Raw genomic sequence first — 13,329 nt, 5'->3', positions numbered from 1 at the left:
GCGTAGGGGATGCGTAGCCGCCCGCGCGGCTTTGCCGTGATGGTATAGTTATCCAGGTTTTTTATGGGGGTGGCTATGCCAAGCTGGAACATTCATATCGCTCAGACGGAGCGTTTGCTGGAGCGCACCAGTGCGCTTGCCGATAGCGTGCGTGATCGCAATGCCTTTTTGTTTGGTTGCGTGGTTCCGGACATTTTTGTGGGCTATATGGTTCCCGGCATTGCCGATCCCATCCCGTACCGCATTACGCACTTTGCCAAGCCCGAGCCTATCCCTAAGCCTCGTGAGCATGAGTTCTGGGATACCTATGTGGCACCGTTGCTTAAAAGTTCGCCCACCGGTGCGCCGGCCGCGGCGACCTCGATTATCGAGGAACGCGAGCGACTGAATCGCGTGCACTATCCCCAGCGCTACAGGGATGCCGAGCCGGTTGTCGGTCCCGGCGCCTGTGAGTTCTCGCTTGCGTCCGAAGATGTGGCGCAGTCGTTGCTCGATTTAACGCTGGGCGTCTGGTCGCATCTGGTGGCCGATACCGTATGGAATACGCGCGTGAATCAGTACCTGGAGGCGCACGGCGGCAAGCCGTGCGAGGAATTCCGCATTAAAAAGCAAGGTGACTTTGACTGGTTTGGTAAGACGCTCGGCATTGTTTCCATCCCGCGTGCGACCGATCGTCTGTATACTGCGGCGACGCGTTTTGGGCAGTATCCCATCCATAAGGAGTATGTGCTCAAGACCATCGGCGTTATGCACGAGATTGTGCGCGAAAACCCCGGTGAGCCCGATCATCCGCCATACCGCCTGCTAACTGAGGAGTTTTTCGATGCAACGTTTACCGAGGTCATCGAGCTGACCGAGGTGGGCTTTGCGACTCGCGTTGCCGCTTCTGACGTTCCCGCAGTCCCCCTGATCGCTAGCTGCTAGCCGACCGGCTTAACGGTGAACAGTTCATCCCAATTGACCAACAGCTCCCGTCGCAGGGCATCTTCGGTGGTACGCTCGGCATCGGAAAGGTTCGCGACTGAACACAAAACGATGAAGCGGCATACGAAGAAGGTTTAAAAAAGGGCCCGGAAGGCGAAGCCTTCCGGGCCCTTTGCAATGCAAATCTGCTTGCAAGTGCGATTTAGCGCACCTGAGCGACGTAAGCGACGTTGGTCGAGGAGACCTTGTCCTCGAGCTGGACGCTCATGCGGGGATCGCCGGCGGTAGCGACGGTCAAATCGCCGGCCTCGACGTAGCCGAGCTCCTTAGCGGTCTCGATTGCCTTGACAATCGTGCCGTTGACGGTGCCCTGGGTAATCTCGGCCTGGTGCGGGATAACGCCCCAGTACATGATCATCTGCTGGACGGCCCACTCGTGGCGGGAGAACGCGCAGATCGGCATGTTGGGACGGAAGTGCGAGATCAGGCGAGCGGTACGACCGGTGGTCGTCGGCACGGTGATGCACTTGGCGCCAACGGTGGTAGCCATGTTCACAGCGGACATACCCACAACGTTGTTGACGACGCGGGTGCCATGAGCGTCGGCCGGAACCTCGAGCGGAGCGTGGGCCGGGAGGTACTTCTCGGTCTCGAGAGCAATGCTGGCCTGCATCTTAACGGCCTCGACCGGGTACTTACCGGCAGCGGACTCGCCGGACAGCATGACGGCGTCGGTGCCGTCGTAAATGGCGTTAGCAACGTCGGCAACCTCGGCGCGCGTCGGGCGCGGGTTCTGCTGCATGGAGTCGAGCATCTGCGTAGCGGTGATAACGGGCTTGTAGGCCGCGTTGCACTTGGCGATGATCTCCTTCTGGATGTGGGGAACGAGCTCGGGCTTGATCTCGATGCCCAGGTCGCCACGGGCGACCATGATGCCGTCGGAAGCCTCGAGGATCTCGTCGAAGTTCTCGACGCCCAGGGCGCACTCGATCTTCGGGAAGATCGTCACGTGCTCGCCGCCGTTCTCGCGGCAAAGCTTGCGGATGCCACGGACGGACTCGCCGTCACGGATGAAGGAAGCGGCGATGTAGTCGATGTTCTCGGTCAGGCCAAAGAGGATGTCCTGACGATCGCGCTCGGTGATGGCGGGCAGCGAGATGTTGACGTTGGGCATGTTGACGCCCTTGCGCTCGCCGATCAGGCCGTCATTCTTGACGACGCAGGTCATGTCCTGGCCGTCGACGGACTCGACCTCGAGGGCAACCAGGCCGTCATCGATCAGGATGAGGGAGCCCTTCTCGACCTCGGAGGGCAGAGCCAGGTAGTCGAGGGAGATGTGCTCAGCGGTGCCGTGGAAATCCTCGGACGTAGGCTGAGCGGTGACGACGATCTTATCGCCGGTCTTGACGGCAACCTTCTTGCCGTCGACCAGAAGGCCGGTGCGGACCTCGGGGCCCTTGGTGTCGAGCAGGATGCCGACAGGCAGACCGAGCTCCTTGGAAATACGGCGGACGCGCTCGATGCGACCGTGGTGCTCGTCGTAGGAGCCGTGCGAGAAGTTAAAACGGGCGACGTTCATGCCCGCCTTGATCATCTCGCGGATGGTCTCGTCGCTATCGCAGGCGGGACCCATGGTGCATACAATCTTAGTGCGCTTGTACATTCAGACCTCCATCTGACATCGTCTTGCGCTGATAGATAAACCATAAGAAATAAAACCGAGATGATTATAACGAAATGCCGACCGAATACCCCAAAAAATCGACCGTATGCCGAAATGGAAGTTCATTTTTTGCGGGAAAAACGGTATATGAAAAATCTTTACCAACCACTCCAACCGCTGCTATCTGGGCGATATGTCAGTTTGGCGATGTGCCGAAGAAAAAACGTTTTACCAATGTTGAGCATCACACGGTCTGCACCGTTGCGTGCGGACCATATTTCCAAACCGATTGTTTTGGCTAGACGCGTCTCTTTGGGGTACCATAGCTCCACTATCAACTGCCGCTCAGCACGGCAGCCTTGATGAGCCCTTGCCCTTCTCCTGGGAATTATGATCGGGCATCAATCTGCTGAGTGGCCCGAATCCCAGGAGGGGACTCTATATGCAAAAGGAATACCTGTCCGCCGCGGCGGAGGTGCTCAGCGACCAAGGTGTCGATGAGAACCTCGGCCTGAGCAACGACGAGGCGTCTTCGCGCCTCGCCAAGACAGGCCCTAACAAGCTCGAGGAAGCCGAGAAGACGCCGCTGTGGAAGCGTTTCTTTGAGCAGATGGCCGACCCCATGGTCATCATGCTGATCGTTGCCGCCGTCATCAGTGCGCTCACGGGCATGGTCAAGGGCGAGCCCGACTTTGCCGATGTTGCCATCATCATGTTCGTCGTTATCGTCAACTCGGTGCTGGGCGTGGTCCAGGAAGCCAAGAGCGAGGAGGCCCTCGAGGCCCTGCAGGAGATGAGTGCGGCGCAGTCCAAGGTGCTGCGCGACGGCAAGCTCGTGCACCTGCCGAGCGCCGAGCTCGTGCCCGGCGACGTGATCATGCTCGAGGCGGGCGACTCCGTCCCGGCCGACTGCCGCGTGCTCGAGAGCGCCACGATGAAGATCGAAGAGGCCGCGCTCACCGGCGAGTCCGTGCCCGTAGAGAAGCACGCCAACGTGATCGAGCTCGCTGCGGGCACCGATGACGTGCCGCTCGGCGACCGTAAGAACATGTGCTATATGGGCTCCACCGTCGTGTACGGCCGTGGTCGCGCCGTCGTGGTCGGCACCGGCATGAACACCGAGATGGGCAAGATCGCCGGCGCCCTGGCCGAGGCCAAGGAAGAGCTCACGCCGTTGCAAGTGAAGCTCGCCGAGCTCAGCCGCATCCTCACCATCATGGTGATCGTCATCTGCGTCGTCATCTTTGGCGTTGACATCCTCCGCCACGGCGTGGGCAACGTTCTTACCGACCCGACCGCCCTGCTCGATACCTTTATGGTCGCCGTCTCGCTCGCCGTCGCTGCCATCCCCGAGGGCCTGGTCGCCGTCGTGACCATCGTCCTTTCGCTTGGCGTGACCAAGATGGCTAAGCGCCAGGCAATCATCCGCAAGCTCTCTGCCGTCGAGACTCTCGGCTGCACGCAGACCATCTGCTCCGACAAGACCGGTACCCTTACCCAAAACAAGATGACCGTCGTCAAGCACGAGCTCGCTGCGCCTAAGGAGAAGTTCCTGGCCGGTATGGCCCTTTGCTCCGATGCCCAGTGGGACGAGGAGCTGGGCGAGGCCGTGGGCGAGCCGACCGAGTGCGCGCTCGTCAACGACGCCGGCAAGGCTGGCCTCACCGGCCTGACTGCCGAGCATCCGCGCGTGGGCGAGGCCCCGTTCGACTCGGGCCGCAAGATGATGTCCGTGATCGTCGAGACCCTGGATGGCGAGTACGAGCAGTACACCAAGGGCGCGCCCGACGTGGTGATCGGCCTGTGCACCCATATCTACGAGGGCGAAAAGGTCGTCCCGCTGACCGAGGAGCGTCGCGCCGAGCTCGTGGCCGCCAACAAGGCCATGGCCGACGAGGCTCTGCGCGTGCTGGCGCTGGCAAGCCGCACCTACACCGAGGTCCCGAGCGACTGCAGCCTCGCTGCGCTCGAGCACGACCTGGTCTTCTGCGGCCTGTCCGGCATGATTGACCCTGTCCGCCCCGAGGTCGCCGACGCCATCCGCGAGGCGCACGATGCCGGTATCCGCACCGTCATGATCACGGGCGACCACATCGACACCGCCGTGGCCATCGCCAAGCAGCTGGGCATCGTCACCGATCGCAGCCATGCCATCACCGGTGCCGACCTCGATCGCATGAGCGACGAGGAGCTCGACGCGCACATCGAGGACTACGGCGTGTACGCCCGCGTCCAACCCGAGCACAAGACACGCATCGTCGAGGCTTGGAAGTCGCGCGACCAGATCGTGGCCATGACGGGCGACGGCGTCAACGACGCCCCGTCCATCAAGCGCGCCGACATCGGCGTGGGCATGGGCATTACTGGTACCGACGTCACCAAGAACGTCGCCGACATGGTGCTCGCCGACGATAACTTTGCCACCATCATCGGTGCCTGCGAAGAGGGCCGTCGCATCTACGACAACATCCGCAAGGTCATCCAGTTCCTGCTTTCGGCCAACCTTGCCGAGGTGTTCTCGGTGTTTATCGCCACGCTCATCGGCTTTACCATCTTCCAGCCGGTGCAGCTGCTGTGGGTGAACCTGGTCACCGACTGCTTCCCCGCGCTCGCGCTTGGCATGGAGGATGCCGAGGGCGACATCATGAAGCGCAAGCCGCGCAACGCCAAGGACGGTGTCTTTGCCGGACATATGGGTCTGGACTGTGTGGTCCAGGGCCTAATCATCACCGTGCTGGTGCTGGCGAGCTTCTTTGTGGGCGTGTACTTTGACATGGGCTACATCCATATCGCCGATATGATCGCCGGCAATGCCGACGAGGAAGGCGTGATGATGGCGTTCATCACGCTCAACATGGTTGAGATTTTCCACTGCTTCAATATGCGCAGCCGTCGTGCGTCGCTGTTCACCATGAAGAAGCAGAACAAGTGGCTGTGGGCTTCCGCCGCGCTGGCGCTGGTGCTGACGGTGATCGTAACCGTGCAGCCGACGCTTGCCGAGATGTTCTTTGGCCCCGTGACGCTTGAGCTCAAGGGCGTTGTCGCTGCCCTGGGCCTGGCCTTCCTGATCATCCCGCTGATGGAGATCTACAAGGCAATCATGCGCGCGGTCGAAAAGGAGTAGATTAACCTGCCCGGGCCCGCCCCACGCCCTTTCTCCCTCACTGGTCCTCGCGCTTCGCGCTGCGGGATCGTTCGGGAGAAAGGGCTTCCGGGGCGGGCCCTGCGGTGACTCCGCCGCCTTTCCTCGCGCGGATGATAAGGGCTGAGGGAAAGTTTGTGAGCTGGTCGGGCTTTGCCCGGCCAGCTCTTTTTGATTTAAAATACCTGCTCAGTTGTGATTTGTGGTGCTGGGAGGCGCTTGTGGGCAAGGCTAAGGCTAAAGCGAAGAAAAAGACGACGGGGGCGCGGGCTAAGCGCGATCGTCGTCGGAAGCTCGCGACCGAGGCTCCCGCGTCTGCCGAGGAGCTGCTGGCGAGCGTGCCGGGACTCGACGCGCTGCAGGACGTTCCGGCGTTCGATGACCTGCCGGTCGATGAAGCTCAGCAGGCTGCCTTTGATGATTTCTGCGCACATGCCGAGGAGCCCGAGCAGATGCAGCTTGGCGCCGTGGTGCGCTTGGATCGTGGGTTTCCGCTGGTGGCGACTGCCGACGATACCTTCCGCGCCGAGCATGCCGTGGGATTTGCCAAGTCGCGCGGTGGGGACGAGGTCCTGCTGCCTGCCGTGGGCGATCGTGTGGCGGTGCGCCGCGCTCCCGGGCACGATATGGGCGTGATTGAATGCGTACTGCCGCGCCGTACGAGCTTTGAGCGTTGGCGCGGCCGTGCCCGCGGAGAGCGCCAGGTGCTCTGCTCCAACGTGGATAGCGTGCTAATCGTGCAGGCGCTCGGTGCCGGCGAGGTGCTGCTCGACCGTGTGGCGCGCTCGCTGGTGTTGGCGCTCGACTGCGATGCCGAGCCGGTGGTGGTGCTCACCAAGGCTGACCGCTGCGATGCCGGGGAGCTCGAGCGCGATCTGGACCGCGTGCGCCGTCTGGTGGGTCCGGACGTGCGCGTGATCGTGACGTCTTCTGCCGAGGGCCGCGGTCTGGACGAGGTCCGTGCCTGCGTGCCTGCCGGGAGCTGCGCCATGATTCTGGGCGAGTCGGGTGCCGGCAAGTCGACGCTGCTCAATGCACTGCTGGGCCACGATACGTTGGCGACCGGCGGTGTGCGCGAACGCGACGACCAGGGCCGTCACACTACCGTCGCGCGCGTGATGGTGGCGCTGCCGGGCGACGCCGGCGTGATCGCCGATGCCCCGGGTCTGCGCAGCTTGCCGCTCGTGGGTCACGAGCGGGGTCTGGCACGCGCCTTCCCCGAGATTGTCGAGGCATCGCGTGCGTGCCGGTTTGGCGACTGCACGCATACCCACGAACCGGGTTGCGCCGTTCGCGAGGCCGAGGACGCCGGGCAGATCGACAGCCTGCGTCTGGAAACTTTCCAAAATCTGGCGTCATCCATGCGCGTGAGCGCTCAAATGCTCGATCCCGATGTCCATCTGTAATTGATTTTTCCTATGACAGCCGTCTCCCAACTGTTCGGGAGACGGCTTTTTTGCTGCGGAAAAGCCTCGAAACATGCAGTTTGCTGACGTGCTGACCAAAACCTTGCCACGAGCTTGACGGGCTGGTCAGCTTTTGGTCAGCGATTGGTTTGACATCGAAAACCAAGATTGCGATTGCGCCGCTTTGCACTCTGGCCGCCCAGACAATGGTGGTACGGGCATTCGCCCGGCACTGCCATGAGAGGAGCGGCCGTGAACAAGAGCAAGCGCATCGCCATCAGTCTGGTCGCGGGCGTGCTCGCTGCTCTGCTCTGCATGGTTTACGGCTCGTCGATCCGCTCGCAAGCCGAACAGGTCCAGGCTGAGACCTTGGCCAAGTACGGTGGCGATCGCGTCGAGGTATGCGTCGCGGCGCGCGATATCGATGTGGGTGAGACCCTCGATGAGACCAATGTCATAACCCAGGAGTGGCTGACGAGTCTGCTGCCGCGTGACGCGGCGACCGAGCTACGCCAGGTGCGCGGCGACGTGACGACTTCGCGTATTCCCAAAAACGCCGTGATCTGCAATGTCTACACCAAGGCCGAGAGCCACATGCTCGAGGTACCTAAGGGCAAGGTCGCCGTTTCGGTGGCGGTCGATGCCGAGCACTCGGTCGGCGGTGCTGCGGGCGTGGGCAGCTACGTGGACGTGTACGTGCAAAAAGACGGCGTAACCGATCGGCTGTGCGGCGCGTACGTGATCGATACCAGTGAGGATTCCGGTTCCACGCGCGAGGGCAAGATCGAATGGGTGACGCTGGCGGCTGACCCCGAAGACGTCAAGGAACTGCTGGGAGCCTCGGGCAAGGGAACGGTCAGCTTGACGATTCCCGCCACGGCGCGCGGCAAAAAGAGCGGAGGCGACGAGTGATGAAGGCGATCTGGCTTGCGTGCTGCGCGTGCGGCGATTACGGGCTGTTGCAGCGGGAAGTCGAGGGCCGTGATGTGGGTGCACAGGTGCTTCGCGTGGGTGACCTGGACGGGCTGGTTTCCATGGCGCGGGCGTTTCCGTCGCGCCGCGGGGCTGCCATCATCGCGGCGTCTCTGTTTGATACCGAAGATGTGCGCAAGACTGTTGCGCGCCTGACGGCCGAAGGCCGCGTGAGTCGCGTGGTCGTGTTGATAGAAGCGCTCGATCCGTCGGATATCGAGGGGCTGTTTCGCGCGGGGGCGACCGAGGTCATCGCTGCGCACAGTATATGCGGCAACGGGCGTGCGGGCGAGGGAGCGGTTGATTCCGATCGGCGCATGACGATTGAGCCCGATGCTTTTGTTGATAGGGAACCCGGGGCGCCTCGCGCTACAAGAGGCCCGCGTGTTGATGATTATGGAAAAGCGGAAGCCGAGCATGGTCGGCGCCCCCGGAACCCCCTTGTATGCGATGACGCTGGAGGGCCGGCGCAGCATGCTGGCGACTCCCCGGCTGTAGATATGGGATACGTGCACGGCGTGAATCTGGTGGATGAACTCGACGAACTTGAGGGCTTTGCCGGGTGCGGCGAGTTGTCGCTAATGCAGCATGAGCAGATTGCGCAGAACGAGCCTGCCTCGCAGACCGAACAAGCTGCCATGCCGGCTTGGACGCAGCGTGTGGTTGCGGCGGGGGAGACGGGGGCGCTGCCACCGACGCCCGCCCCGCCGCCTCCGATGCCGCCGGCAGACGCTGCCGCTCCGCCGCATCGAGCTCCGGTCATCTGCGCTATTTCGGGTTCGGGCGGTTGCGGCAAGTCGACGATCGTTGCCACCATGGCACACACATCGTCGCTGTTGGGCTTGCGTGCCGCCGTGCTCGACCTGGACCTGATGTTTGGAAACCTTTACGACTTGTTAGGCGTCGATGCTCCGCGCGATATGGCGGCACTTATCGAGCCGTCGGCGGCGGGCACGCTCACCGAGCCGGATATCGTAGCCACATCGATGCGCGTGGCGCCGGGCGTTACGCTCTGGGGTCCCGTCGCGGCGCCCGAGCAAGCCGAGCTCATGGCGCGTCCGGTGGAGCTACTGCTTGATGTTCTGCGTCGCGAATCGGACGTGGTCTTTATCGATACCTCGGTCTTTTGGGGCGACGCCGTGGCGGCTGCGGTGGCGGCGAGCGACCGTTGCCTGGTCGTTGGCGATGCGGCGGTGTCGTCCGCGACATCGGCGTCGCGCGTCATCGAACTGGCAAGTCGAGTAGGTGTGCCGCGCACGCGCATGAGCGCCGTGTTCAACCGGTTCGGTGCGCGCGGGGCAGACGAGGACGTCGCCATGCGCTTTGAGATTGCCTGTGCGTTGAGCTCCAAGATTCGTATCGCCGATGGCGGGCAGGATCTCGCCGCGCTCATGGCGTTTGGGCGCGCTGACGAGGCGGTGGGGCAGACCAGCGCTTTTGCGACTAGCATGCGCGAGGCCACGCGCGAGATGCTCGTGGAACTGGGGTGCGCCGTCGGCCCTTGGAGCGATATGGTCGCCGACCGTGCAACGCGTACCGAACGCCCGCGTATCCGCCTTCCCTGGTCGCGCGAGGGTGATCAGCGATGAGCCTGCAAACGAGGATTAAGGCTGCCGGCGCTGCAGCGGCGGCAGCGCCTGTAGATGCGGGGCGTCGCCGCGCGGTGAAACGACGCACCAAGCGCGCCGTGATGGACCGCATGGGTTACGACGAAGTGGCGCGTATCAGCGCCTATATCGACCCGGCACTTGCCCGCTCGGAATTGCGTCCTGCGGTGGAGGCGGCGCTCAATGTTGAGGAGTCGACCGATCTCGCGACGCCCGAGCGCGAGACCATCATCGACGAGATCTTGGATGACGTGGTGGGCTTGGGGCCGTTGCAGCCGCTCATCGAGGACGACACCGTTACCGAGATCATGATCAACGGCTGCCGCTCGGCTTTCTTTGAACGCGGCGGCGTCTTGTACCCCATCGAGCATGCGTTTGAGGATGATGAGCAGATCCGTGTGCTTATCGACCGCATTATCTCGCCACTTGGCCGCCGTATCGACGAGCGCAGCCCCATCGTCAACGCCCGCCTCAAAACGGGCTATCGCGTCAACGCGGTGATTCCGCCTGTGGCGATTGACGGACCGATTCTCACCATCCGAAAGTTCTCGGACCGTATCTGCTCGCTGGACGAGCTTGTGGGGCTGGGGTCGCTGCCGCTTTGGTATGCGCAGCTGCTGTCGTGTGCGGTGTCGCTGCGACAGGACCTGGCGGTTGCGGGAGGCACGGGATCTGGTAAGACCACCCTGCTCAACGCGTTGTCATGTGAGATTTCCACCGGCGAGCGCATCGTGACGATCGAGGACTCTGCCGAGCTCAAGTTTGCGCATCATCCGCACGTGGTGCGCTTAGAGGCGCGCGAGGCTTCAATTGAGGGCGAGGGCGCGGTGACGATCCGCGACCTGGTAACTAATGCCCTACGCATGCGCCCCGACCGCATCGTGGTGGGCGAGGTGCGCGGTGCCGAGTGCTGCGACATGTTGCAGGCCATGAACACGGGCCACGACGGGTCGCTCACCACACTTCATGCGGGTTCAGAACAGGAGACCGTGGTGCGTCTGACGTTGCTTGCACGTTATGGCATCGATCTGCCGAGCGAGCTCATCGAGGAGCAGATTGCCATGGCGCTCGACGGCATCGTGATGTCCGAGCGCCACGCCGATGGCAGGCGTTTCGTCTCCTCGTATTCGGGGGTGCGACGCGCCGCATCGGGTGGCGTAGAGCTCGAGCGCTATGTGACGTTCGATGCCGCCGAGCGCACCTGGACGCTTGACCGCGAGCCGCCGTTTATCGCAGAAGGCCTGCGGTCGGGGACGCTCACACAAGAGGAGGTGGACGAATGGAGATCACTGTGCCCCTCGTCGTAGGGGGCTTGGCAGGGCTTTCTGTCGCGAAGGCGTGCGGAGTGGAACCTCGTGTGCCGCAGGTACCGCCGGCGGAGCTGGCACGTCAGGCGCTCGAGACGGTGGCAGAGAAGCTGCCGCGTGAGCTGGTGGAAAACGATCTGCTGAAAAAGATCGCCCGTTCGTGGGCATCGCTGGCTCCGGCGCATCGCCTTGGCCTCGTGATCGAAGATGCTTCGGGACGTTTGGCGTTTCTGCTGCTATCGAGCGGTGTCTGCTGCGTTTTACTAACGATGGTGTCGTTATCGCCCCTCGGATTTGCCTCGGGACTTGTTGCTCCGTTTGCCGTTGGTGCCGCTTGGGATGGCTTTGAGAGCCGGCGCGAGCAACACGATGCAGAAGAGGCAATGCCCGAGGCGTTTACCGCACTTTCCATGTCGCTTGCCTCGGGACATTCGCTGGCCCAGGGCATGCGCTTTGTGGGCGCTCATGCGCAAGAGCCAGTGCATACCGAGTTTTTGCGGGTGGCGGCGGCGATCGATTGCGGCATCTCGGCGACCGACGCGCTCGATGACTTGCTCGTGCGTATCGACGCCCCCGGTCTTTCGCTTGTGACCTTGGCGCTTAAGGTGTCTCAGCGCACCGGCGCTCCGCTTGCCGACTTACTGTCCGAGGCGTCGAGCATGGTGGGGGAGCGCATTGAGCTCAAGCGCCGCCTGGATGTTAAGACGTCGCAGGCTCGCATGTCTGCGCATATGGTCGCGGCGATGCCGGCGGGCATGTGCGCGGTGTTGGCGCTGCTTTCGGCAGATTTTCGTCGCGGTCTTGCGACGCCCGCCGGCGCGGGCGCTGTGGTGCTGGGTCTTGCCCTCAACGCCGTTGCCCTGGTGGTTATCCGGCGCATTATGCGGGTGGAGCTATGAGCGCCCCGGTTGCAGTTGCGGCTTGCCTGTGCGCCCTGAGTGTATTTGTCGCGACGGGTTTGGATCGGGCGGATGCACGCAAGATCGCAGGGGCCTGCAAGCGCGAGGCGGTGCTGGTCGCTGCCGCGGGTCGCTCGGTGGTCGATGCTCTGACCGCGCGAGTGAAGGGCGCGGTTGGAGCGGGCGGCCCGGCGCGAGTGTCGCTCGGCGAAGTTTCCGAGATGATCGATGTTGTGCGCTTGGGTCTTTCGGCCGGTCTTTCGTTTGATGCGGCGCTTGAGATTTTCTGCGCCAACCGCCGGTCAGTGCTGGCTCTTCGCCTTGAGCGCGCCTGCATGGCGTGGCAGGTGGGCGTGGGCACGCGTGAGGACGAGTTGTTGGCCGCCGCGCGCGACCTGGACGTGCGAGCGCTCGAGACCTTTGCCATCACGGTGGGGCAGGCGCTCGCCCTGGGTGCCCCACTTGCCGAGACGCTGGCCGCTCAAAGTCGCGAGATCCGTGCGGCTCATCGCGCCGCGGTCGAGCGCGAGATCGAGCGTGCGCCCGTCAAGCTGCTGATTCCCACCGGCACGCTCATCTTGCCGGCGTTGCTTCTGTCCATATTGGGCCCGCTGCTGGGAGCAGGCGGGATGATGTAGGGAGGAATACATGAACACGATGACTGACACTGCTGGCAAGGTGCAGGGCTGGGCGTTTTGCCGGGCGGCACATGTTCGTCAGCGCGCCAAGGAACTATTGCAGGAGGAGAGTGCGCAGGGTACCACCGAGTATGCCATCTTGGTCGGCGTGCTCGTGGTGATCGCGATTATCGCCATCGTCGCATTTAAGGGCAAGGTCCAAGATCTATGGAACGCTATCAGCGAGGGCATCAACAGCCTGTAGAGGGCGAGCGCCCCGTCGGGGTGCTGCTGGTGTTTGCTTGCCTGACCGTGGCGATAGCGGCGGTGCTTTGGGGGCTTAACGCCGCGCGGCAGCAGCGTCCTGGGACCGCCTCCGATTTGGGCTCAGATTCGGCGGTGGCGTCTCAAAAAGATGAGATGCGAGATGCGGACGATTCGGATGTCGCTGTCACGGCGCAAACCTTTCTGCGGACGCTCGACAAGCGGTCTGGCACTGCGACGGATTCGCCTGGGGGCAACGCGATTGTGGTCCGGCTTGCATGGTCCGAGGACCGACCGATGACCGAAGCGGCGGCGGATATGCTGCGTTCCTATCGCGAGGTACCCACGGCGCAACTTGCTCTGAGCGGCTATCTCGACATCAAGGGAAACGTGTGGGGCGCCATCGTGCGTGACGGACGCGGCTGGGTCGATATGGTGACGGTTGCTGCGGATACTGGCGATGCTTCGTGTCGTCTGCGCGCCGTGCGCCTGGTCCCGCAAACAATAAGCTCAAAGGAGGGGTCGTGA

At 62.9% G+C, this 13,329-nt stretch carries 11 protein-coding genes; 10 read left to right on the top strand and 1 reads right to left on the bottom strand.

What is annotated here, in order from left to right:
• Nucleotides 1–75 precede the first annotated feature (75 nt).
• Entirely contained in the window at nucleotides 76–924 is an 849-nt protein-coding gene (locus tag DW211_RS00435) for a hypothetical protein (protein ID WP_118258578.1), read from the top strand.
• Nucleotides 925–1,126: 202 nt separating this feature from the next.
• Here the strand turns inward: DW211_RS00435 and pyk are convergent, their stop codons facing one another.
• Nucleotides 1,127–2,587, bottom strand: coding sequence for a pyruvate kinase (gene pyk / locus DW211_RS00430; RefSeq protein ID WP_089572705.1), 1,461 nt, complete (start codon nucleotides 2,585–2,587; stop codon nucleotides 1,127–1,129).
• Nucleotides 2,588–3,029: 442 nt separating this feature from the next.
• On the opposite strand from pyk, the gene DW211_RS00425 reads away from it, so the two are divergent.
• From DW211_RS00425 to DW211_RS00385, 9 genes are all read left to right on the top strand, one after another.
• Nucleotides 3,030–5,711, top strand: coding sequence for a cation-translocating P-type ATPase (locus DW211_RS00425; RefSeq protein ID WP_118258577.1), 2,682 nt, complete (start codon nucleotides 3,030–3,032; stop codon nucleotides 5,709–5,711).
• 470 nt (nucleotides 5,712–6,181) lie between these two features.
• Nucleotides 6,182–7,135 carry a ribosome small subunit-dependent GTPase A gene (rsgA, locus tag DW211_RS00420; protein ID WP_172674589.1) on the top strand — a complete coding sequence of 318 codons (954 nt, stop codon included), beginning with the start codon at nucleotides 6,182–6,184 and terminating at the stop codon, nucleotides 7,133–7,135.
• 252 nt (nucleotides 7,136–7,387) lie between these two features.
• Nucleotides 7,388–8,047, top strand: coding sequence for a Flp pilus assembly protein CpaB (gene cpaB / locus DW211_RS00415; RefSeq protein WP_233540904.1), 660 nt, complete (start codon nucleotides 7,388–7,390; stop codon nucleotides 8,045–8,047).
• Nucleotides 8,047–9,696: a P-loop NTPase gene (locus DW211_RS00410; protein ID WP_118258575.1), complete on the top strand. Its 1,650-nt coding sequence runs from the start codon at nucleotides 8,047–8,049 to the stop codon at nucleotides 9,694–9,696. The genes cpaB and DW211_RS00410 overlap by 1 nt, the downstream gene beginning before the upstream one ends.
• Nucleotides 9,693–11,021 carry a CpaF family protein gene (locus DW211_RS00405; RefSeq protein ID WP_117655487.1) on the top strand — a complete coding sequence of 443 codons (1,329 nt, stop codon included), beginning with the start codon at nucleotides 9,693–9,695 and terminating at the stop codon, nucleotides 11,019–11,021. Before DW211_RS00410 ends, DW211_RS00405 begins: the two co-directional genes overlap by 4 nt.
• Entirely contained in the window at nucleotides 10,994–11,920 is a 927-nt protein-coding gene (locus DW211_RS00400; RefSeq protein WP_118258573.1) for a type II secretion system F family protein, read from the top strand. Before DW211_RS00405 ends, DW211_RS00400 begins: the two co-directional genes overlap by 28 nt.
• Nucleotides 11,917–12,558: a type II secretion system F family protein gene (locus tag DW211_RS00395; RefSeq protein WP_055250542.1), complete on the top strand. Its 642-nt coding sequence runs from the start codon at nucleotides 11,917–11,919 to the stop codon at nucleotides 12,556–12,558. The genes DW211_RS00400 and DW211_RS00395 overlap by 4 nt, the downstream gene beginning before the upstream one ends.
• Before the next feature lie 10 nt (nucleotides 12,559–12,568).
• On the top strand, nucleotides 12,569–12,802 hold the full coding sequence (locus DW211_RS00390) for a hypothetical protein (RefSeq protein WP_117628991.1): 234 nt from the start codon (nucleotides 12,569–12,571) through the stop codon (nucleotides 12,800–12,802).
• Nucleotides 12,766–13,329 (top strand): hypothetical protein, encoded by a 564-nt coding sequence (locus DW211_RS00385; protein ID WP_147326459.1) that lies wholly within the window; start codon nucleotides 12,766–12,768, stop codon nucleotides 13,327–13,329. The genes DW211_RS00390 and DW211_RS00385 overlap by 37 nt, the downstream gene beginning before the upstream one ends.

Source organism: Collinsella sp. AM18-10, from assembly GCF_003471585.1.
In the GTDB taxonomy this organism is placed as follows: Bacteria; Actinomycetota; Coriobacteriia; order Coriobacteriales; family Coriobacteriaceae; genus Collinsella.
The sequence above is the reverse complement of the archived record's forward strand: the minus strand, read 5'-3'. Positions and strand labels throughout refer to the sequence as shown.

Coding starts and splice junctions, on each gene's coding strand:
- DW211_RS00405 (WP_117655487.1), top strand. CDS start 9,693: ATGAGCCTGCAAACGAGGATTAAGGCTGCCGGCGCTGCAGCGGCGGCA.
- DW211_RS00400 (WP_118258573.1), top strand. CDS start 10,994: ATGGAGATCACTGTGCCCCTCGTCGTAGGGGGCTTGGCAGGGCTTTCT.
- DW211_RS00425 (WP_118258577.1), top strand. CDS start 3,030: ATGCAAAAGGAATACCTGTCCGCCGCGGCGGAGGTGCTCAGCGACCAA.
- DW211_RS00385 (WP_147326459.1), top strand. CDS start 12,766: ATGGAACGCTATCAGCGAGGGCATCAACAGCCTGTAGAGGGCGAGCGC.
- DW211_RS00390 (WP_117628991.1), top strand. CDS start 12,569: ATGAACACGATGACTGACACTGCTGGCAAGGTGCAGGGCTGGGCGTTT.
- DW211_RS00395 (WP_055250542.1), top strand. CDS start 11,917: ATGAGCGCCCCGGTTGCAGTTGCGGCTTGCCTGTGCGCCCTGAGTGTA.
- pyk (WP_089572705.1), bottom strand. CDS start 2,587: ATGTACAAGCGCACTAAGATTGTATGCACCATGGGTCCCGCCTGCGAT.
- DW211_RS00410 (WP_118258575.1), top strand. CDS start 8,047: ATGAAGGCGATCTGGCTTGCGTGCTGCGCGTGCGGCGATTACGGGCTG.
- DW211_RS00435 (WP_118258578.1), top strand. CDS start 76: ATGCCAAGCTGGAACATTCATATCGCTCAGACGGAGCGTTTGCTGGAG.
- rsgA (WP_172674589.1), top strand. CDS start 6,182: ATGCAGCTTGGCGCCGTGGTGCGCTTGGATCGTGGGTTTCCGCTGGTG.